The organism is Candidatus Berkelbacteria bacterium (genome assembly GCA_016187225.1).
Classification (GTDB): domain Bacteria; phylum Patescibacteriota; class UBA1384; order JACPKC01; family JACPKC01; genus JACPKC01.
Genome location: JACPKC010000006.1, coordinates 31,499 through 50,526, shown reverse-complemented (window position 1 = coordinate 50,526; position 19,028 = coordinate 31,499). Strand labels below are relative to the sequence as shown.

Below are 19,028 nucleotides of genomic sequence, written 5' to 3'. Positions count from 1 at the left end.
TAGACGTATTTTACACGTTTCTGTATGCAAGAGAAGCGCGTCTAAAGTCCCCAAGATCATTTTGGAGGGGTTTTGATTGAGTTGCAACACATCGCAAAAACTTATGTTCGGACATCCGGTTCTCGAACTCGCGCAATCGCGGTTGATGACATCAACATAGAGATCGCCAAGGGCGAATTTGTAAGCATCGTTGGCCCGTCTGGCGCCGGTAAGAGCACCCTGATCCGGCTTTTGATTGCCGAGGAGAAACCCGACCATGGCAAAATTTTAATTGCCGAGCGCGATATCACACTCTTGCAACCACGTGAATTGCCTTATTATCGACGCAAAGTGGGTGTTGTTTTTCAAGATTTTAAACTTTTGCCCGCAAAAACTGTTTGGGAAAACATTGCCTTTGCGCTCGAAGTATCTGATATTTCAACGGCTGAAATTCGAGAGCGAGTGCCAAAAATTTTGACCCTAGTCGGATTGGCTGATAAGGGTGAAAACTACCCGCATGAACTTTCCGGTGGCGAAAAACAGCGTGTTGCCATTGCTCGGGCTATGATTCATTCGCCGCGAATTCTGATTGCCGATGAGCCGACCGGCAATCTTGATCCGGCTACAACCGGCGAGATTATCGAGCTTCTTGAACGCATCAATCGGAGCGGAACCACTGTTCTTTTGGCCACTCATAACAAAGAAGTTGTTAATAACTTAAAACGACGAGTTATTGCTATGGAACACGGTCGAATAGTTTCAGACGAAAAGATCGGTCGGTATGTTTTGCCCGGTCACCAGGGTAAGGAGATAAACGGATGACTTTGCGAAGCGTTGGCCGCGTTTTACGTCTGGGAGCGGTTAATTTTTTCCGAAACAGTTGGTTATCGGTTGCTTCAACCGTCGTAATCGCGATTACACTTTTCATTATCGGTGTTTTTGCGATTCAAAGCGTGGTGATTGTTAATACAACCCAGGGCATCCAGGACAAGCTCGACCTTGCGGTCTACTTTAATGATGATGTCTCCGAGGAGACAATTCAAGAAACTCGTCGCTTACTTGTCAATCGTCCCGATATTAAGACGGTCGAATATATTTCTAAAGAGCGTGCCTATGAAATTTGGCAGGATCGACGTACCTCGGAAAAGGTAAAAAGTTTAATTACACCCGAAGATAATCCTTTGCCGCGGAGCTTAATAGTTCGAGCGCATGATCCGGCGAATTTAAGCACCATTGCCAGGATTTTTGACTCGTCTCAATATGAAGCTTCAGTGCGGCGGGTGAGCTACCAAGACAATGAGTCGGTCATTGAAAGTCTGGTCACAACTGCTCAATCGGTGCGCAAGAATGGCTGGATCTTAGCTGGCATTTTTCTTTTTTTGTCCTACGTGCTCATTTATAACACGACCCGTCTGGTCATTCTTTCTCGAAGCGACGAGATTGAGATTATGCGCTTAGTCGGTTCAACAGAAGCCTTTGTGCGCTGGCCATTTTTAGTCGAGGCGGCGCTTTTTGGCGTCATTGGGACGGGATTGGCTCTGCCGACAATTTATCTTTTCTTGCGCTACGATCTCGCAAGTTCGACACCCTTACTCTCGATTGCCAAGTTTTTGGCCCCCAATATGCTTGATTTCTTCTTACAAAATTTATTCTGGCTTATATTAATTTTTCTCCTAATTGGGGTCTGCACATCGATTTCTATGAGTTATATGGCAGTTCGAAAATTCGTCAAACTATAATGAGCCCAGTGTGCTATAATTAAAGATCGTGTCGGAGGGATATGATGAATCGCGATCGAGATGGTGGTCACTCCAGGCATTTATTCAAAGCATTTTTAAGCGCTCTTTTGGTCGCATTCTTCATGATGCCATTCGCTTGGTTTGGTTCGAATGCGGTTAGAGCTGAAGATTCTAAACAAGGCGATCGAGATCGCCTAGGCGATCTACAGGATCAAACGCGCGAGCTCAACAAAAAGATTCGCGAGAATCAAAAAGCGGCTGAGCAGAAGCAAAAAGAAGCCTCAACGATCAAGGGTCAAATTTCTCGTTTAGAAGATGATATCGATCAGACAGAACAAAAAATTCAAGAAACCGATGAGCAAGTTCGTCAGACTGAATCTGAAATTAAGATAGCTGAAGAAGAGATTGCTCAACGTCAACGTGAATTGGACGAACAAAAAAGAAATCAGGATGAAACCTTGCGCGTGCTCTATGAAACAAGTGAGCAAGAGTTGCTTTTTATTATTGCCGGTTCTGATTCAATTTCGGAAGTCATTGAGCACAATGAGTATCTTGAATCACTGGAATATCGCATCGATGCGACCCTGCATGAAATTGATGCGCTTAAGCGGGAGGTTGAACAAAAGAAATCCGATCTTGATGGCAAGTATCAAGAATTAAAAGGTCTGCAAGCCCAGCAAGAGGCTTACAAGGCTGGTCTTGCAAATGAACAGAGTCGCAAAGCGGTGCTTTTAGTTGAAACCAAAGAACAGCAGGAGTCGTATGAATCGGCGGTCGATGAAGCGAAAAAGCTAAATGCCCAGGTTGAATCCGAAATGGCGCTTGTGCGATCGCGTCTTACTAAGGCATCTGGCCCGGGCGTTCTTCAGGCGCGTGATCGCGGCACCTCGAATGTGGGTTTTCAGTGGCCAACAGATTATCGTTACATCAGCACTTATTTTGGGGGTTCGACTCCATTTCAGCCAAATGGCGGTCATGGCGGGCTAGATTTAGTCAATTCGGCGGGCACACCCATTTACGCCGCTTCCGACGGAACGGTGACAACGGTAACCGAGATGACCTATAACGGCAAACTATATGCTTACGGCAAATACATTGTCATCGGTCACAACGCGCGTTGGAGCTCGCTCTATGGACACTTGCAGAGTTTCGTAGTTGCAAGCGGCGACGAGGTTAAGCGAGGTGACATTATTGGCTACATGGGTTCAACTGGTTGGTCGACAGGTCCGCATCTTCATTTTGAAATTTGGGAGTATTCAAGCCGAGCCAATCCGCTCGACTACCTTCCATGAGTTCTATATAGTCGAGGTATGGAGGAAGCGGAACTCTCATCAAACACGACTATTTTAACCCAACCTCGGATCCAACCAGAGGATGTGCGCGAGGATAACACTTTTCGTCCCAAAACTTTCTCGGATTTTATTGGTCAGACGGCGACGAAACAAAATTTAGAAATTCTCATTCAAGCAACTCAAGAACGTCAGCAAACTCTGGAACATATTCTTTTCTACGGCCCGCCTGGTCTTGGTAAAACGAGTCTTGCGTATGTGGTTGCTCAAGCGCTTGGAGTACAGATTAAGATTACCTCTGGGCCTGCGCTCGAGCGAGCTGGTGACGTTGCTTCGATTCTGTGCAATCTATCCCCCGGTAGCATTTTTTTTATTGATGAGATTCATCGCCTCAACCGAACGGTTGAAGAAGTGCTTTATCCGGCCATGGAGGATTTTGCCTTCGACATTGTGCTTGGCAAGGGGCCAGCCGCTAAAACTCTCCGACTTGACCTGCCTCGCTTTACCTTAATTGGCGCAACAACGCGCATTGGCCAGTTAAGCGCGCCCCTGCGCGACCGTTTCGGCGGGCATTTCCATCTTGATTTTTACGAAATTGGCGATATTGAAAAAATTCTTGCTCGATCTGCGAAAATCATGGCCGCGCCACTTGAGACAACGGGCGCGAAGGAAGTTGCGCGACGCTCTCGCCGCACTCCACGAATTGCAAATCGACTTTTGCGTCGGGTTCGCGACTATGCCCAGGTTCATCGTGAACGTGTCATTACAGCTGAAATCGCTAGTCGAGCGCTTGAATTATTGAGAATTGATCCTTTTGGACTCGATAAAATTGATCGCGAACTTCTCGCAACGATTGCGAATAAATTTCAAGGTGGTCCCGTTGGTCTTTCAACAATTGCCGCTTCGCTTGGCGAGGATATGCAAACGATCGAAGAAGTTTATGAACCTTATTTGATTCGCGAAGGCTGGCTTGAGAGAACCCCAAGAGGGCGAAAAACCACTGCTCGTAGCGCCGAAGTTTTATAGATGTATTCCCCACTAATTACCTAATTTTATGAGTCCTCTCTTTTATTTCGCGATTATCGTGTATCTTTGTCTCCTGCTAACATTTGTCCTCTATTCTGTTTACGCCGCTCATCATTTGAACGAATATGGATATTCAGGTGATGCCTCACAATCAATGTTGCGCGCCTACATTGGTTTTGCAAGCGTCGTTATTTTACTCACGTTCGTTGGTATCATAATCGGAGCTCTAACTTTATGATTCAGACTAATCTTGTCACCGGCAAGGAGAGCGATCTCTTCCCCGGGCAACTTGAAAATGAAGAAATCCTAATCTTTGTCCGGAGACATTGGATGGCATTCGCTGGCTGGCTGTTATTTGTGCTTGTCATGCTTATAATTCCGATCGTCATTTTTTTCACGGTCGTGAGTTACCAGGGTATAGGTTTCTTCAAAGGCTTAAACTTAGTTCTTACATCTCTCACGATCGGAGGATATTTGTTGATCACGGATGCGGTCTTTTTAACTGCGTGGATTGAGCATTATCTTGACGTGGCTATAATTACACCTGAACGTTTGCTTCATGTTAAACAAGTGGGTTTATTTAATCGAAGAGTGGCAGAGTTAAGTTTACTCCGTGTCCAGGATGTGTCTGCGCAAATGAATGGTTATATTCAAACTTTTTTCCGCTATGGGACAGTTGTTGTTGAGAGCGCTGGTGAGGCGCCGAATTTTGTTATGAATTATGTCCCCAAACCGCATGTGATCGCAAATACCATTCTGATGCTCAATGATCGCCTAGCAATGCGCATTGGGACTGCTGGCCATGAAGAAATTATGTCGCCCCGCGCCCTAGAGCTTTCTCAAGCAAATTCAAAAGAGGCAGAACTTCAGAGTCGTCTTAAGCAACTACACGCGCACGCTCCCCATGACTATGATCCCGATCATTTTCATGAGGATCTTGTCACCCAGACCACTGAAGCCAAAGAACATCTGCAAGAAATCGACATCTCGCCTAATCGCTTGCCACCCGCTAGGGGTTCAGCTTCGCTCGACGGTGAATTAACTGAGGGTAAAACGGTGTCTTTAGGAGAAAAATTATGACGTGGCTAATTCTTTTTCTATTTTTACTGCCAAGTTGGGTTTCAGCAAGCACGCCAACAGTCGGCATTAGCGAAATTGCCTGGGCCGGATCAAGCCGTTCGACTGCCGATGAGTGGCTTGAACTGAAAAATATTAGCGCCGAATCTATTGATCTGTCGCACTGGAGTATTTGGTCTATGAGCAGTGAACCTCGCGAGTTGATTACGATTCCCGAGAACACCCAACTTGCTCCGGGAGATTTTTTTCTGATCGCGAATAATGGTCCCGCCGATACTTTCAGCGGCGGCGAGTCGGCGCTTAATCTTGAACCAGATTTGATTAACTCGAAACTTTCTCTTAGCAATAGCGCCCTTGCGCTCGAATTGCGCGCTACGGATGCAAACGTCATCGATCAAGCTGGTGATGGAGGCAAGCCTTTTGCCGGCGCCACATCGCCTCCAACTTCGATGGAGCGTGTTGATTTTAGCCAATCTGGCGCTCAAGCGACTGCCTGGCAAAATGCGAATACAGCCCGTAATTTAGACGCCAACCTCAATGATCTAGGTACCCCTGAACGAAGCATGACGCTTAAGTTTGCGGAACAAACTTGCCGCTTGATTTGGCCGGAACAAGGCGGCGCTATTCCGCTCGATATTGCTTTAAGTGGCGGCGTGCCCGAACGTTTAAGGTTGATTTTGCAAAATCAAAGTCCTGAAGGCGAGCTGATTGAAACAAATAAATACCGATTTTTCCTCGAACTCCCGACACAATTCGGTCTTCTCGAGGCGCGCCTCGAGGTTTTGCGGAATGGATCGGTTGTCCAAAATTTTTCTTATCCCTGTGTGGCAAATCAGATCAGTAAGGATATTCATCTATCGGAAATTCTCCCTCGCCCAAATGAGGGCGCCGAGGAGTTTGTTGAGCTTGAGAATCTGGGTGAGACGGCAGTGAACTTAATCGGTTGGCAGATTGACGATATTAATGAGGGCGGCAGTCGCCCCTACACGTTTGAGGATTCAGTTGTTATCGAGGGTCGTTCGCGAGTAATTTTTGGAGGCAATCAAACCAAGTTACAGTTAAATAATTCAGGTGATATGGTGCGCTTGATCGCTCCAAATGGGGTAGAGGTGGAGAATGTGAGTTTTGGGAGCGCGTCGTTTAACAAAAGTTGGTCAAAAAAAGGCAGTTGGGGTTGGACATCGCCCACGCCCGGGGTGGAAAATGCCGATATTCTTCCAGAGGGAGGCGTTAAAGAATCCGAAGAGCAAGACTCATCTGATTCTTCAATTGAATTCCATTCATTCAGGGAGTTGATTATTGGTAAGGATGAGTTCGCAAATCAAACGATCCGAACCGAAGCAACTGTACTTTTGGTGCAAGGCGCTTATTCAGATCATCATCTTGTTGTCGGGGATGATCAGATTGCCGCTGAACTTCAGCTTCGTGATGGTGTCGCACTTACATTTCAGCCGGGTGATCGCATTGAAATCGTGGCTAAAGTTTCCAAAGCCGCTTTACCGCGTCTCCTTCTGGCAAATCCTGACGATGCTAAACACATTGGCCATCAAGAGCTGAAAAAGAAATCCCTTGACGAGCTCGAGGAGTTAAACCTGTTAAAGGTGACAGTCTTCCAAGGGATAGTCGTTAAAACTGGTTCTGTGCCAATTATTCAAACAGAAAATCACAGTTTCCATCTTTCTCGTAAAAAAGGCGTCGTGTTTCCTGCGCTAGTTGAACAGAGCGAAATTTCTGGACAGGGAATTATTGTGGCTCTTGAACCTTTGACAATTCGTGTCTTGGATGCCGAAGAGTTGACTGTGTTGAGAGAGGAGACGACGAGTGAAACTGAAGAAATAATCAGCGCACAATCAGATTCAACTGAGTCGGAAAGAGAAGATCCAGCGGTGGCAACAAGAGAGTCTGTCGGCGACTATGAAGACGGAGTAGCAGATGATGAGGAAGTGATTGATCTTGCGCCCGACTTATTTGTCAAATCAGAAATCGGCGTCTTGCCTGATAGTCAAAGTACCCCGCCTTTTACTCGCGTGCTTGGCGCTAAAATTATCCGACCAACACTTACCCTAGGGCGATTAGGCAGTTACGGAGCCTTGGCGGCGCTCCTCATGGCCGGTATTCTGTTAGTCGACGGTGTCTTACTTGCTCTTCGACAGAAATTGGAGATACGATCAATAGGTTTGATCCAAGCCGGAATGAAAATATGAAACGAGTTTTCCCAATTCAGACTTTGAATGAACTGACGGCAGTCGCTCACGAGCTCGCGAAAAACTTAAAACCCGGTCTAATTGTCGGCTTGGTTGGTTTTTTAGGTACTGGTAAAACAACCTTTGTCCGTCATTTACTGCTCGATTTAGGTCTACAAGCCGAAGTTATCTCGCCAACCTTTGTTTATGAGCAAATTTATAAGTTGCCACAAGCAGTGAGAGGTATTAAACGTCTTCACCATCTTGATCTTTATCGCTTGACTCGCAAACAAGATTTCGAAGCGCTTGGCTTAACCCTCGAAAATCCTGAAGGAGCGACACTCGTTGAATGGATTGACAATCTGCCTGAAATTATTGAACAGGCACACTATCTCTTGTATTTTTCTTTCAGCCGTCAGGGCAAAAGATGCGTAAAAATCGAGGTACGCAAATGAAACGCTTAGTAGTCGGCGCCGATCGCACCCAATTAAGGTTGACATTATTTGTCAATGCCAAGGAGTATGAAGAGCTTCTGGTTCTGGAGCCAGAAGAACGCAGTGAAGAAAAACTAATCGCTGAATTTTTGGCTCGGCACAGTTTAACTTGGCAAGATTTGCACCAGCTTGGCGTTCTAGTGGTTCCGCATAGTCGCACTTCGGTTCGAGTAACTTTGGCGCTAATGCAAGCCACAGGCTGGGTTTTAGATTTACCCGTTGAACTCATCCACAGCGCAGAAATTACAACTTTCTCGCCCCGTACTCTTTGGAGCAGGCTTAAACGTCGAACTAAAAAACGCTTTTCCTTCCTCACCCTCGAGCGCATGCAGTAAGCGCCTTGTGGTAAACTAATAGACCAATGTCGTCTTCTCAATCTCAAAGCGATATCGATAAAAATCATGGCCAGAGCTTGAATAAGTTTCGAACCTACAAGCTTTCGCCAACGAAGATTTTTACTCTTATAGTTTCTGCGCTTATTCTCGCGGGGATTGTCTGGTTTGGCTGGAGCGCGGTGCGGGCTTTTACTCAAGTCAGTGATAGTTCTGACACTCAATCTCCAATTCTAAAGTTCTTCGGCGAGACACTTGATCCCAATGCTTTGAAAGGCGAGGGGGATGGGAGGATCAATATTTTGTTTATCGGAATTGGCGGAAGCGGACACAAAGGCGGAGCGCTTGCGGACACAATAATGGTCGCCAGCCTTGATCCTGAAAATAAAAAACTTGCCTTACTTTCTCTGCCACGCGATTTGCGTGTGCCGATTGCCGGTAATGGCAACGGTAAGATCAACTCCGCCCATTCATACGGCGAAAGTCAGGAGCCGGGCAATGGCCCTAAGGTGCTAAAGGAGACAGTTGGCAATGTGCTTGATTTGCCGATCCATTATTTTGTGAGAGTCGATTTTACCGGTTTCATTAAATTCATCGACGCTCTTGGTGGCATCACAGTTGAGATACCCAAGGCGCTTGATGATCCATTCTATCCAGATGAAAAATTGGAAGGCTATCAACCTTTTTCGATTGGGGCTGGCACGCAGAAACTCAATGGCACGATTGCGCTTAAGTATGCGCGCTCGCGCCAAACGACTTCAGATTTTGATCGCGCTAGTCGCCAGCAACAGATTTTGCTCGCAGTCCGCGATCGTTCCCTCTCGCTCGATATTCTTGCAAATCCAAGGAAGCTTTCTGAAATTATGGGGATTTTAGGCGAGCATGTGCGCACCGATTTGAGCTTAACCGAGCTTGAACGCCTCTATCGCATTCTCAATACCGTCGACTCGGGTGGCATTGTCACCAAGGTACTCGATAATGGTAGCGATGGGCCGCTTATGACCGTGAATGAGGGTGGTTATTATCTTGTGCCAAAAACAGGCAACTTCAAGGAAGTGCAACGGATCGCGCATGAACTCTTTACCGATCCAAACTTAAAACGTGAAAACGCTAAAATCGAGATTTTGAATGCCAGTGGTAAACCTGGGTTGGCGCACGAACTTGAGCTCGATCTTAAAAGTTTAGGTTATAACATTGTCTCAATCGATAAAATCGTTGATGCGCCCGCAACGGTTCTACATGATTATTCACAAGGTCGAGCGCCGTTTACGGTTAATTTTCTTTCGGATCGCTTGAATGCAAAGGTTGAGACAAGCGCCAAGCCCGAAGGCGAAACCGCCGATTTGGTTTTAACTTTAGGCGCAGACTATGAGCCAGTGGTCTTAACGCCGTGACAAACAAAAACCTTGGCACGCTAATTTTGATTTTAGGCGTCACCATCTTACCCCTCATGGATCGTGATTCAGCTTGGCTTTGGGGCATTAGTGTTCTAGCCGGCTGTTTAGCGTTTTGGGCCTGGAGACAAGACAATCGCTGGGCAACTCTTCTCATGAGTTTATTTTTGTGGTCGGTGATTGCCTTTGAGATTCGATTTTTTGGTCTCGTTGGCGAGGTGGGCAGTTTAGCGTTGTTATTCTTGATTGGCGTTCTTATGTTTATGTGGCTTTTAATGCGTTTTGACAAGCCGAGTCTTGTTTTAGCCTATGCCGCGGCGATTGGTTTAGTTGAGATTTTTCTAATCTTGCTCTTTTGGCCAACTAATTTTTCTTCTCGAGCGCTTGTGATTGTCATTGTTGGCCTGATTGTCGCCGAACTCCTCGAATGTCGACACCTTGCCCGTCCGCTCAAATCGCTTTGGCCAGCGCTCGGACTTTCGGCACTTTCTCTGGTGGGCGTTGTCTTGACGTCAGATTGGTTCAGCTTCTAGACTAAAAAGAATGTATGTCTGCATTTCCTAAATGGCTACCCTGGACGATCGCGGGTGTTGCAAGTCTGATTGTGTTTATTACGATTGGCATCGGCGTACCTTTCTTGCGTGGCAATGATGCGCCTCAACTCCGCTCGCTAGCTCGTTGGTTACCGATCCCGGTGGCGCGAGTGGGGGGGCAACTCATTTGGGCGCGTGAGTATTTAGACTATCGAACGTTTATCGAAACCTTTATCGCTCGCTCAAATCAAGCCGGTGAAGCAGTTGATCCTGGTACGCCGATTGGTCGACAGGTGATTGATTTGTTAGTTTCTAACGCCACAATTAAACGGGCGACTAAAAATGTTAATCTTAAAGTGAAACAAGTTGAAATCGACGCCGCTTATAAAGAAATTTTGGTTTTGCAGGGTGGAGAAGGCGAACCGCGCGAGGTGAGCGAGGAGGAATTAAATACGATTCTTGAAGAGCTCTATGGTTCGAGTCGAGATCGTTTACGCGATCTGATTGAGATTCGTTTATTGCAGGATAAAGTTAAAACAGAGCTTTTGGAGCGAGTGCATTTTCGTCATATTTTGGTCACCGATGAAAATCAAGCGAAAGAGTTGATCGGTAAACTCAAGAACGAGAATGGCGATTTTAGCGCGCTTGCGAAAGAGTTTTCCCAACATCTAGAAAGTCGTGATAACAGCGGCGATATGGGTTGGGTTGCGCGCGGCGAACAGCTTCCGGTAATTGAGGAGGCAATTTTTTCCTCACCCGCGGGTATACTGGAAAATCCAGTTAAAAGCGATTTTGGCTACCACGCAATTGAGATCCTAGAAAAACAGGGCGTTGTCCAACAATCGTTTGATAATTGGCTTAAGGACGCCGAGCAGAAATATCACGCCGTGATTTATCTAAAAACGTAAAAACCCACGCTTCCAGGTAGCGTGGGTTGGGGGGGTGAGGCAAATCTCGTCAGTTTCCAGGTGCTACGAGACTTGCCTGCATATCCATCTTTCGCTGGAACCACTCTTCCACCTTTTCAGGCGGTAGAGCGGCGATCTCTGCGATTATGCTCGGCACCGTTTTGTTGTTCGAGCATTTTGCGAGGAGATCGCAGAAGTCCAACGAGGACCCGTCTTCGACGGTCAGACAAATTTCCTGGCCACGAAGTTCAAGCTCTAGACGGATCTCCTGTGCGTTTTTGGCCGCGACGCAGATCCGATGTACGGCCTTTCCCACCTTGCAGGAGTTTCCCACTGTTACCTCCTGCTCGTTGGGTTGCGCCGAACAACAACCTGCAGGTCGGGGAGATCTGCGAGGGGTTGTTTTTTCGCCTGGATTTTCTTACGAAAATCCAGCGCTTGTTGCGGTTCCAGGCCGCAACAATAAAACGCTGTCCCGAGTGTAGGGAGTTCGGCCTTTCGGCCCAGAACCTTCTCCAGGAGGTTCTGTTGAATCACTCCCCTCAACCGCCAGCGATTGAGGTTGGAAGGATTTTGCCACGTCACCTCCCAGACCTCGCTTTTGCCATCGTCATAGACGATGGCGCCTCTCCATTGCGGGTAAAGGTAGCGACCAAAGCTCGAGGCCTTGGCGACGGCAACCAGCACCCGCACCTGCTTATCGGAGAGGTATATCTCCATTCCTTTCTCCTCCTTTCCTGATTTTTATCTTCTTCTTCAGATATATCTGGTGAATCTGAAGAAGAGACAAAAAATAATCTTATCATCTCCTTTTCTCGCGATCAATGTCGCGCAGGATGTTTTCGAAGAAAAAGTAATAACAGAAGGCCTGAATCGCCTGCTTCCACCAGACACTGTTTGGGTGGGTGTCGATGCGCGGCACGCCATGCACAGTGTGCCGAAACCCGAAGCACAGGTGATGCGCCAGCGCCATGCCTTTTAGTTTGCGGCATCGATCGGTAAAGATGTGCACCTCTCGAAGATGCGGATATTCGAGCCGTATCCGCGTGAGCGAGAAGTGAATATTTTGTGGAGTATTCACACTTCGCTCCTCAAGCTCGATTTTGATTTGGTTCTCTGGTTTATTGCGTGCGAGATGATCTCGAAAGTATCGCTCCACCGATTTCGCTTCCGAGAAATTGCTCTTTGGGTTCGTGTGCCCGCCCGCCAGATACACGATTGGGATTGTTTCGCGCACGACGATTGCGGCGCATTCGCGTAGATAATCCCGATACCCAGCCATCTCGGTAAAATTGCGGAGCTGGTTGTCGAACACTCCATAAAGGCAGACAATGCCTGCTTTCGCCGCCGCGATCACATTTCCATTTTGCTGATTTTTAAAAGAACCCACTTGACATCATTCCCTTCTAAAATTTTCCAACCCTTGATTGGAACCTGGCATCATAGAGGCAACATCGTCTCAATGTCAATGACTTCGTGTATACTCTTTCTGATCTTGAAACTTAAAAGGAGAACATTATGTTTTTTATTGTGACAAGTTTTTTTTGCTTTGATCATTGGCGAGATTACTGGCATTGCCAGAATCCATACGATAACTATATTGGTTGTCGTTGGTATGATCTACGTCTTAATTAAGGCAATGCGCCTGTCGGAACGTTGGCGTTGGGTCGCCCAAACCCAAACCTTTCATGTGCATTGGGCAGTGGCGGTGTTGATCATTGCAATCAGTTACCTCCTCATGCCCATCGGTATCTGGCTTGCGACGCTTGACTATTGGTTGTTGCGCCGCTAGTTACCGAACTTCAGCGCTTAACCCCCTTTTTCGGGGGTTTTATTTTTACCTGCTTCGGAACGCTCGAATTGATTGCCGAAGAAGTAAGCAATTTACGAGAATCGTGACAACGGGCGAAAACCATTCCGGAATATGTGCGCCGAACGCATCAGTCAACATGACGCCACCTAGAATGAGCACGGAGTACATCGCCCCATTTTTTAGATACACGTAGCGTTTAATTCGTTTGATATTGCCAAGCGTCAACTGGCGGACAACCAGCGCGCCGATGCCATTGCCGAGTAAAATTAGCGGCACGGAAAGAGTGAAAGCAAAAGCGCCGAGCACACCGTCAATTGAAAAAGTCGCGTCGATTGCCTCAAGATAAAGAATCTTGGAGACATCTGAAAGATTGTTCTAGCTGTGCAGAAGCGCTTGCTCACCTTTTTCAGCCTGCGTCTTAAAGCCGTGAGTAATAAAGAACGCTGTTGAGCCAACTGTTGCGCCAAAAGCGAGCATTGGATCAGTTTTGAGCGCAAACCAGACGATCGCCGAGAGTAGGATAGAAATTACTGCGTAAAACCATAGGTCAGTTCGCATCAGAATCCGTTCGTGGGGCAAACCGAAATACTTATCTTCTAAAAACAGCCAGTGGAAAAAGAGAAAGACAAGAAAGGTGCCGCCGCCTGTAAGGAGTATGGGTGCGGCCGCTTCGATTGCGACGATAACCCGAGGGTCGTTTGAAAATGCGGCTGTGAACGCGCCTGCGGGACTAATACCCGGCGTGGCAAGCCAAATAATCAGCCAGGGTAGGAGCCCGCGGACTAAAAAGACTGCTAATAATAAACCTCAAATCAAAAACCAGCGTCGCGCTCGCGCTCGCATCGTTCCGAGCACCTCGGCATTGATAATCGCGTTATCGATGCTAGAAACAGTCTCAAATAAACTTAAACCGAGAATGATGAGGGTCATTGACCAAATATTCATGCTGACATTCTAGCGGAGTCGACACCCTCAACCTATAAGAATCTACCCCGAATTGACGCTATCATTTGACGTGTGGGATAGTATACTCATGGCAAAAAATATTGCATTTTCCGATCATCAAGTTGAGCAGTTGACTGAATTGTTGTTTTCACAACATGAAGCAACAGTTAATGAACTCAAAACTTATGTTGATCAGCGCTTCCTCGAAGAACGCGAAATTACAAAACAACTTATGGATCAGCGCTTCCTCGAAGAACGCTCCTACTATCAGCAACTTATCAGAGAAGAACTTGCTGACATTCGTTTTGCGCTGGAGAAGCTAGATAGACGCACGGATAATGCCGAGAAGGATGCTCTCACGGAAATTGATGAACTCAAAAAACGTCTAGTGCGCGCTGAACGTGAAATTGCAAAACTTAAACTTGCTCTTGCGTAAACATTCGGCTTGGCGGGTCCGACCGGATTCGAACCGGCGATCTCCTCCGTGACAGGGAGGCGTGATAGGCCTCTTCACTACGGACCCTTAAATGTAACGGGTCTAAAGGTAGCAAGATTTGACTGGAAAAACAAGATTCTAAACGCTAGACTGAATACGAACTTGACGCTTGATTATCAGCAGATTAGTATCAGGTTCGAGAGGACAAATGAAGCGCGTCCTTTTTGTTTTATCGCTTGTTAGCCAGTTGGGTTTTATCATCGCAATTCCAGCGGCATTGCTGGGTTTTGGCGGCGCTTACTTGGATAAAACCTTGGGTACAAGTCCGCTTTTCATCCTTCTGGGAATAGGCGGAGCGCTTGCCAGTTCGAGTTGCTTGGTCTACCGCTATATCAAACAAATTGAGCGTTTCGAATAAAAATATATCTTTTGAAATATGCACGAAATTTCTCTTGCTTCTGAAAAATTATTCTCCCTCGGTCCGATCGTGGTTACAAACTCGATTCTTGCAACCTGGCTGGGAATTTTCACGCTCGTCAGTTTGGCATTCTTGGCAACTCGACGCATTGCTCTCATTCCAAACGGATTTCAAAATGTTGCCGAAGGAATCATCGAAATTCTGCTCGATCTCATTGAGCAAGTGACTCAAGACCGCCGTCGCGCCGAACAACTCCTGCCTTTTCTGGCCACTTTTTTCCTTTTCATTCTTACCCTGAACTGGATGGAGCTCATCCCCGGATTTGGCAGTTTGGTTTTATATACCAATACTGGCGAAGCGCCACTCTTACGGAGCGCCAATACCGATCTCAATACTCCACTCGCCCTCGCCCTCATCTCTGTTTTAGGCACTCAAATTTTGGGGATTATCGCTTTAGGCTTCTTTAAACATGTGCGTCACTATCTTTCATTTAAACCAACCCTGGAAGGTGCGATCGGATTTTTTGTTGGCTTCCTGCATATCATAGGCGAAGTTGCTCGCGTGATCTCCTTTACCTTTCGATTATTTGGTAATATCTTCGCTGGAGAAGTATTACTCGTAGTGATTGCCTTCTTAATTCCCTATGTCGTGCCGGTGCCATTTTATGTGATCGAACTACTCGTTGGGTTTATTCAGGCGCTTGTGTTTATGATGCTGACACTTGTTTTTATTGTTACAGCTACAGCCGATACCCATTCTGAAGCTCACTAATATTTACCCAAGGAAAGGAGTAATATGGAAGCGGAAACGATGCAACTCTTGGCGGCGGCGTTGGCAATCGGCGTTGGCGCAATCGGTCCTGGGATTGGAATTGGCCTAATTGGTTCACGCGGAATGGAGGCGATGGGGCGGAATCCAGAGGCGGCGCCTAAGATTCAATCGGCCATGATTTTAGCGATGGCGTTCACCGAGGCAATCGCGATCTACGCGCTTGTTATTGCCTTGATTATCAAGTTTGTCTAAATGTCACAAACAGTTGTTACAACTGAAGTTACGGCGGAGCCAGCTCTCTCCGGAATTGCCGCTTTGGGAGTGGATACACCGCTCTTAATTACCCAGGTTGTCAATTTTTTCCTGTTATTTTTATTGTTGCGCTGGGTGCTTTATCGGCCAGTGCTCGAGATTTTGCGTAAACGTCAAAACAAGATCGAAGCAGGACTCCGTCAGGCTGAAGCAAGCGCCAAACGCGCGGAAGAAATTGGGCGTGAAACAGCCGAACAATTGCAAGCGGCAAAGATTGAGGCTAAGCAGATTCTCGACGAGGCGCGGACGTCCGCCGAGCAAGTCGCTGAGCAGATCAAGACTAAAGCCGATCGCGAAGCCACAGATTTCGTAGATCGCACTCACAAACAGCTTGAAAGCGAGAAAGGCCGTCTTATGAGTGAAGTTGAGCATGAAATCGGCACTCTCGTTGCGGCGGCGCTTGAACGCATTCTTGATGGGCAAAAAAATCCTCTAAGTGATGCCGAAATTAAAACTGCCCTGAAGACAGTCAAGGAGCGGCATGATCAGTAACCGTGTTCACGCCCGGGCCTTAATTGAGGCGCAAGTGAAAGTGCCACTTCGCGAACAATCGAGTTGGTATCTTCTTCTTAAGGATCGGCGCATTCAACGCTTACTTGGCCGAGTAATCGTTCAAGGTTCACAAAAGGCGCGAGAAGTTTTTACCAAAAATTTTATAATGCCTACCGCGCTTGCGCAATTTTTGATTCTTTTGGCCGAAGAAGGAGCTTTTAAGCGCCTAACCGGTATAATGGATCAAGCGTTGAAAATTTTAGCCAAAACGAGGAATGCCTACAGCTTGACACTTACAACGGCAAGCGAGCTTTCACCCGAACATATCCATCTGATTGAGCAAGTTTTTTCAGATTCAGAGTTTATTTTAGATCGACAGATTGAACCAGCTATTTTGGGTGGATTAAAACTATCCTTAATTGGGCAGACATTAGACTATTCGCTCCAGGGTAAACTTGCTGGGTTCCGTAAAGTCCTCACAGCGTAAGGAGAAATATGCCAGAACAAAATTCAGCTACAATTATTGACCATCTGCGTCGACGGATACAAGGTTACAAGCCAGAGGCGCACCAAACCGCGCAAGGTACAGTGATTGAGGTTGGCGATGGTATTGCACGGGTTGCTGGCTTGGAGCGCGCCCAATCTTCGGAGATGTTAGAGTTTGTAACTCAAAGTGGACTAACTATAACTGGCATCGCGCTTAACCTTGAGGAGACTAACGTCGGCGCTGTGATTCTAGGGGATGCGCGAGCAGTCGCCGAAGGAGATACGGTGCGCTCAACCGGTCAGGTAATGTCAGTCCCGGTCGGCGAGACACTCGTTGGTCGGGTTGTGAATCCGCTCGGTGAAGCCTTGGATGGCAAGGGGCCGATTGAGACCAAAGAAACCGGACTCTTGGAAAAAATTGCTCCAGGTGTCATCACTCGCCAATCAGTTAATCAGCCGGTGCAAACTGGCCTGAAGGCAATTGATGGCTTGATTCCAATTGGTCGTGGTCAGCGAGAATTGATTATCGGTGATCGTGGTACTGGCAAAACCGCGGTGGCGATTGACGCTATTATCAATCAAAAAAACAGTGGCATTATCTGCATTTATGTTGCAATTGGACAGAAGGAATCAAAGATTGCTCGCATCGTTGCGATCTTGCAGGAGTATGGCGCACTTGAGCATACAATTATTGTGGTCGCGGGTGCGTCTGATCCAGCGCCTCTGCAATATCTGGCGCCGTATGCCGGTTGCGCGATGGGCGAGTACTTCCGCGATCATGGTCAGGACGCTTTGATAGTCTATGATGATCTTTCTAAACACGCCTGGGCCTACCGCGAAATGTCCTTGCTCTTGCGTCGTCCGCCCGGTCGCGAGGCTTATCCAGGCGACGTGTTTTATCTGCATTCACGCTTGCTCGAACGCGCCGCGCGGCTCAATCAAGATCATGGCGGCGGCTCGCTAACGGCTTTACCGATTATTGAAACACAGGCTGGCGATGTTTCGGCTTATATCCCAACGAATGTCATTTCCATTACCGATGGCCAAATTTTTCTAGAAACCGATCTCTTTTATCGCGGTGTTCGACCGGCTCTAAATGTTGGCCTTTCGGTTTCACGCGTTGGCGGCTCGGCTCAAACCAAGGCAATGAAAAAAGTGGCGGGGCAGGTGCGTCTTGATCTCGCCCAATTTCGTGAGCTTGAAAGTTTCGCTCAATTTGGCTCTGATCTCGATGAGGCAACACGCAAGCAGTTAGAACGCGGTCGGCGTGTGAGCGAGCTTTTGAAACAACCTCAATATCAGCCGCTTACAGTCGCCGATCAAGTAATCGCATTTTATGCTGTGAATAATGGTTATCTGGACGACGTGTCTGTCGAGAGAGTGGGTGAGTTTGAAGCTGGGCTAAGAGAGTATTTGGCCACTAAGTTTCCAGCTGTTTGCACGCGTTTTGATGAAAATCCGAAACTCGACGAGATTGAAGCCGACTTAAAGCAAATAATTGAAGATTTTCGAGCCAAGATGTGGGTTCAAACCAATGCCTAACACCCAAGACCTGCGACGTAAAATTAAATCTGTTCAAGCGACGGGCAAGCTGACGCGGGCGATGCAAATGGTAGCGGCGTCAAAGATGTCGAAAGCGGTGCAAGCGGTAACCGCATCGCGCGCCTACGCTGATTTAGCCTGGTCAATACTGGGTAGACTGGCGACGCGTACCGAATTTACTCATCCTCTTTTCATTTCGCAGCCGGCCGGCCGGCCGGCAATTGTAATCATCACTTCGAATCGTGGATTGGCAGGTAGCTTTAATAGTCAAGTGATTCGCAAAACACTTTCACTTCTCACGCCCGAAACAGAAATTATTTCAGTTGGCCGTAAAGGTTTGACTTACTTTAAGCGTTTCAAGGCTACGCATTTGGCGGCAGATTTTCCTGCCTCAAATTCAACGCCGCGGGCAGAGGAAAGTTCAGCTCTGGCCTCATTCTTAATGCAAGGTTTCACCAGTGGTGAATATCGGGAAATTAAGGTAGTTTACAATCGTTTTCTTTCGGCTATTCATCAGGAAGTGACAGTCGAGCAGGTTCTACCAATTCTGCATAAACCTCAACCAATCGAAGTCTCCACTCTTTCTTCGAAAACGGAATTTTTACTCGAACCTGATCCAGCAACGGTGCTTGCTGAACTTGTCCGGCGCATTGTTCCCTTGAGGCTATATCAAATGTTACTCGATTCAAGCGCATCCGAGCATTCAGCTCGCATGGTGGCTATGAAAAACGCCACGGATAACGCCGAGGAACTTGTAGGCGATCTCACTCTCACCTATCAAGGCGTGCGCCAAGCAAGCATCACCCGGCAAATAATTGAGGTTTCGTCCGGCGCGGCGGTTTTAATTAGTTAAGGCAAG

At 47.2% G+C, this 19,028-nt stretch carries 24 protein-coding genes, 1 tRNA gene and 1 pseudogene; 21 read left to right on the top strand and 5 right to left on the bottom strand.

Going from position 1 to position 19,028, the window contains the following annotated elements:
- Nucleotides 1–72 precede the first annotated feature (72 nt).
- Genes ftsE through HYW32_01455 form a run of 12 tightly spaced genes read left to right on the top strand, consistent with a single transcriptional unit; the run spans nucleotide 73 to nucleotide 10,954 of the window.
- Nucleotides 73–801 carry a cell division ATP-binding protein FtsE gene (gene ftsE / locus HYW32_01510; protein MBI2589684.1) on the top strand — a complete coding sequence of 243 codons (729 nt, stop codon included), beginning with the start codon at nucleotides 73–75 and terminating at the stop codon, nucleotides 799–801.
- Nucleotides 798–1,718, top strand: coding sequence for an ABC transporter permease (locus HYW32_01505; protein ID MBI2589683.1), 921 nt, complete (start codon nucleotides 798–800; stop codon nucleotides 1,716–1,718). Before ftsE ends, HYW32_01505 begins: the two co-directional genes overlap by 4 nt.
- Before the next feature lie 41 nt (nucleotides 1,719–1,759).
- A complete protein-coding gene (locus tag HYW32_01500; protein MBI2589682.1) occupies nucleotides 1,760–3,010 on the top strand; it encodes a peptidoglycan DD-metalloendopeptidase family protein in 1,251 nt (416 codons plus the stop codon).
- Nucleotides 3,011–3,028: 18 nt separating this feature from the next.
- On the top strand, nucleotides 3,029–4,033 hold the full coding sequence (gene ruvB / locus HYW32_01495; GenBank protein MBI2589681.1) for a Holliday junction branch migration DNA helicase RuvB: 1,005 nt from the start codon (nucleotides 3,029–3,031) through the stop codon (nucleotides 4,031–4,033).
- Nucleotides 4,034–4,061: 28 nt separating this feature from the next.
- Entirely contained in the window at nucleotides 4,062–4,271 is a 210-nt protein-coding gene (locus HYW32_01490) for a hypothetical protein (GenBank protein MBI2589680.1), read from the top strand.
- Nucleotides 4,268–5,113 carry a PH domain-containing protein gene (locus HYW32_01485; GenBank protein ID MBI2589679.1) on the top strand — a complete coding sequence of 282 codons (846 nt, stop codon included), beginning with the start codon at nucleotides 4,268–4,270 and terminating at the stop codon, nucleotides 5,111–5,113. The genes HYW32_01490 and HYW32_01485 overlap by 4 nt, the downstream gene beginning before the upstream one ends.
- Nucleotides 5,110–7,314, top strand: a complete 2,205-nt coding sequence (locus HYW32_01480; GenBank protein ID MBI2589678.1) for a lamin tail domain-containing protein — start codon at nucleotides 5,110–5,112, stop codon at nucleotides 7,312–7,314. The genes HYW32_01485 and HYW32_01480 overlap by 4 nt, the downstream gene beginning before the upstream one ends.
- Nucleotides 7,311–7,748: a tRNA (adenosine(37)-N6)-threonylcarbamoyltransferase complex ATPase subunit type 1 TsaE gene (gene tsaE / locus HYW32_01475; GenBank protein MBI2589677.1), complete on the top strand. Its 438-nt coding sequence runs from the start codon at nucleotides 7,311–7,313 to the stop codon at nucleotides 7,746–7,748. The genes HYW32_01480 and tsaE overlap by 4 nt, the downstream gene beginning before the upstream one ends.
- Nucleotides 7,745–8,122, top strand: coding sequence for a hypothetical protein (locus tag HYW32_01470; GenBank protein ID MBI2589676.1), 378 nt, complete (start codon nucleotides 7,745–7,747; stop codon nucleotides 8,120–8,122). Before tsaE ends, HYW32_01470 begins: the two co-directional genes overlap by 4 nt.
- A 26-nt stretch (nucleotides 8,123–8,148) precedes the next feature.
- The gene (locus tag HYW32_01465) at nucleotides 8,149–9,513 is read left to right on the top strand and encodes an LCP family protein (GenBank protein ID MBI2589675.1); all 1,365 of its coding nucleotides are present in this window, start codon (nucleotides 8,149–8,151) and stop codon (nucleotides 9,511–9,513) included.
- A complete protein-coding gene (locus HYW32_01460) occupies nucleotides 9,510–10,046 on the top strand; it encodes a hypothetical protein (protein ID MBI2589674.1) in 537 nt (178 codons plus the stop codon). Before HYW32_01465 ends, HYW32_01460 begins: the two co-directional genes overlap by 4 nt.
- 14 nt (nucleotides 10,047–10,060) lie before the next feature.
- Nucleotides 10,061–10,954 carry a peptidylprolyl isomerase gene (locus HYW32_01455; GenBank protein ID MBI2589673.1) on the top strand — a complete coding sequence of 298 codons (894 nt, stop codon included), beginning with the start codon at nucleotides 10,061–10,063 and terminating at the stop codon, nucleotides 10,952–10,954.
- Between the two features lie 49 nt (nucleotides 10,955–11,003).
- On the opposite strand, the gene HYW32_01450 is transcribed toward HYW32_01455, so the two are convergent.
- From HYW32_01450 to HYW32_01440, 3 genes are all read right to left on the bottom strand, one after another.
- On the bottom strand, nucleotides 11,004–11,288 hold the full coding sequence (locus tag HYW32_01450) for a hypothetical protein (GenBank protein MBI2589672.1): 285 nt from the start codon (nucleotides 11,286–11,288) through the stop codon (nucleotides 11,004–11,006).
- Nucleotides 11,289–11,290: 2 nt separating this feature from the next.
- The gene (locus HYW32_01445; GenBank protein MBI2589671.1) at nucleotides 11,291–11,674 is read right to left on the bottom strand and encodes a hypothetical protein; all 384 of its coding nucleotides are present in this window, start codon (nucleotides 11,672–11,674) and stop codon (nucleotides 11,291–11,293) included.
- Between the two features lie 82 nt (nucleotides 11,675–11,756).
- Nucleotides 11,757–12,344 (bottom strand): hypothetical protein, encoded by a 588-nt coding sequence (locus HYW32_01440; protein MBI2589670.1) that lies wholly within the window; start codon nucleotides 12,342–12,344, stop codon nucleotides 11,757–11,759.
- A 159-nt stretch (nucleotides 12,345–12,503) separates the two neighbouring features.
- Between HYW32_01440 and HYW32_01435 the strand changes: the two genes are divergently transcribed.
- Nucleotides 12,504–12,746, top strand: coding sequence for a hypothetical protein (locus tag HYW32_01435; GenBank protein ID MBI2589669.1), 243 nt, complete (start codon nucleotides 12,504–12,506; stop codon nucleotides 12,744–12,746).
- Nucleotides 12,747–12,791: 45 nt separating this feature from the next.
- On the opposite strand, the pseudogene HYW32_01430 reads toward HYW32_01435, so the two are convergent.
- Nucleotides 12,792–13,712 (bottom strand): annotated as a pseudogene (locus HYW32_01430) (DUF475 domain-containing protein).
- Nucleotides 13,713–13,800: 88 nt separating this feature from the next.
- On the opposite strand from HYW32_01430, the gene HYW32_01425 reads away from it, so the two are divergent.
- Nucleotides 13,801–14,148: a hypothetical protein gene (locus HYW32_01425; GenBank protein ID MBI2589668.1), complete on the top strand. Its 348-nt coding sequence runs from the start codon at nucleotides 13,801–13,803 to the stop codon at nucleotides 14,146–14,148.
- Nucleotides 14,149–14,158: 10 nt separating this feature from the next.
- On the opposite strand, the gene HYW32_01420 is transcribed toward HYW32_01425, so the two are convergent.
- Nucleotides 14,159–14,235 (bottom strand) — tRNA-Asp (locus tag HYW32_01420).
- 121 nt (nucleotides 14,236–14,356) lie between these two features.
- Between HYW32_01420 and HYW32_01415 the strand changes: the two genes are divergently transcribed.
- The 7 genes from HYW32_01415 to atpG are packed head-to-tail and all read left to right on the top strand — an operon-like array spanning nucleotide 14,357 to nucleotide 19,022.
- Nucleotides 14,357–14,566: an AtpZ/AtpI family protein gene (locus HYW32_01415; protein ID MBI2589667.1), complete on the top strand. Its 210-nt coding sequence runs from the start codon at nucleotides 14,357–14,359 to the stop codon at nucleotides 14,564–14,566.
- Nucleotides 14,567–14,584: 18 nt separating this feature from the next.
- Complete coding sequence (locus HYW32_01410) at nucleotides 14,585–15,337, top strand: F0F1 ATP synthase subunit A (GenBank protein ID MBI2589666.1); 753 nt, start codon at nucleotides 14,585–14,587, stop codon at nucleotides 15,335–15,337.
- 24 nt (nucleotides 15,338–15,361) lie between these two features.
- Nucleotides 15,362–15,589 carry an ATP synthase F0 subunit C gene (atpE, locus tag HYW32_01405; GenBank protein MBI2589665.1) on the top strand — a complete coding sequence of 76 codons (228 nt, stop codon included), beginning with the start codon at nucleotides 15,362–15,364 and terminating at the stop codon, nucleotides 15,587–15,589.
- Nucleotides 15,590–16,141, top strand: a complete 552-nt coding sequence (gene atpF, locus HYW32_01400) for a F0F1 ATP synthase subunit B (GenBank protein MBI2589664.1) — start codon at nucleotides 15,590–15,592, stop codon at nucleotides 16,139–16,141. It begins immediately after the preceding gene.
- A complete protein-coding gene (locus HYW32_01395) occupies nucleotides 16,131–16,628 on the top strand; it encodes a F0F1 ATP synthase subunit delta (GenBank protein ID MBI2589663.1) in 498 nt (165 codons plus the stop codon). Before atpF ends, HYW32_01395 begins: the two co-directional genes overlap by 11 nt.
- 8 nt (nucleotides 16,629–16,636) lie before the next feature.
- On the top strand, nucleotides 16,637–18,169 hold the full coding sequence (locus HYW32_01390; protein ID MBI2589662.1) for a F0F1 ATP synthase subunit alpha: 1,533 nt from the start codon (nucleotides 16,637–16,639) through the stop codon (nucleotides 18,167–18,169).
- The gene (gene atpG, locus HYW32_01385) at nucleotides 18,162–19,022 is read left to right on the top strand and encodes an ATP synthase F1 subunit gamma (protein ID MBI2589661.1); all 861 of its coding nucleotides are present in this window, start codon (nucleotides 18,162–18,164) and stop codon (nucleotides 19,020–19,022) included. The genes HYW32_01390 and atpG overlap by 8 nt, the downstream gene beginning before the upstream one ends.
- Nucleotides 19,023–19,028: the final 6 nt, after the last annotated feature.

Coding starts and splice junctions, on each gene's coding strand:
- HYW32_01505 (MBI2589683.1), top strand. CDS start 798: ATGACTTTGCGAAGCGTTGGCCGCGTTTTACGTCTGGGAGCGGTTAAT.
- HYW32_01500 (MBI2589682.1), top strand. CDS start 1,760: ATGATGAATCGCGATCGAGATGGTGGTCACTCCAGGCATTTATTCAAA.
- ruvB (MBI2589681.1), top strand. CDS start 3,029: ATGGAGGAAGCGGAACTCTCATCAAACACGACTATTTTAACCCAACCT.
- HYW32_01490 (MBI2589680.1), top strand. CDS start 4,062: ATGAGTCCTCTCTTTTATTTCGCGATTATCGTGTATCTTTGTCTCCTG.
- HYW32_01485 (MBI2589679.1), top strand. CDS start 4,268: ATGATTCAGACTAATCTTGTCACCGGCAAGGAGAGCGATCTCTTCCCC.
- HYW32_01480 (MBI2589678.1), top strand. CDS start 5,110: ATGACGTGGCTAATTCTTTTTCTATTTTTACTGCCAAGTTGGGTTTCA.
- tsaE (MBI2589677.1), top strand. CDS start 7,311: ATGAAACGAGTTTTCCCAATTCAGACTTTGAATGAACTGACGGCAGTC.
- HYW32_01470 (MBI2589676.1), top strand. CDS start 7,745: ATGAAACGCTTAGTAGTCGGCGCCGATCGCACCCAATTAAGGTTGACA.
- HYW32_01465 (MBI2589675.1), top strand. CDS start 8,149: ATGTCGTCTTCTCAATCTCAAAGCGATATCGATAAAAATCATGGCCAG.
- HYW32_01455 (MBI2589673.1), top strand. CDS start 10,061: ATGTCTGCATTTCCTAAATGGCTACCCTGGACGATCGCGGGTGTTGCA.
- HYW32_01445 (MBI2589671.1), bottom strand. CDS start 11,674: ATGGAGATATACCTCTCCGATAAGCAGGTGCGGGTGCTGGTTGCCGTC.
- HYW32_01425 (MBI2589668.1), top strand. CDS start 13,801: ATGGCAAAAAATATTGCATTTTCCGATCATCAAGTTGAGCAGTTGACT.
- HYW32_01415 (MBI2589667.1), top strand. CDS start 14,357: ATGAAGCGCGTCCTTTTTGTTTTATCGCTTGTTAGCCAGTTGGGTTTT.
- HYW32_01410 (MBI2589666.1), top strand. CDS start 14,585: ATGCACGAAATTTCTCTTGCTTCTGAAAAATTATTCTCCCTCGGTCCG.
- atpE (MBI2589665.1), top strand. CDS start 15,362: ATGGAAGCGGAAACGATGCAACTCTTGGCGGCGGCGTTGGCAATCGGC.
- atpF (MBI2589664.1), top strand. CDS start 15,590: ATGTCACAAACAGTTGTTACAACTGAAGTTACGGCGGAGCCAGCTCTC.
- HYW32_01395 (MBI2589663.1), top strand. CDS start 16,131: ATGATCAGTAACCGTGTTCACGCCCGGGCCTTAATTGAGGCGCAAGTG.
- HYW32_01390 (MBI2589662.1), top strand. CDS start 16,637: ATGCCAGAACAAAATTCAGCTACAATTATTGACCATCTGCGTCGACGG.
- atpG (MBI2589661.1), top strand. CDS start 18,162: ATGCCTAACACCCAAGACCTGCGACGTAAAATTAAATCTGTTCAAGCG.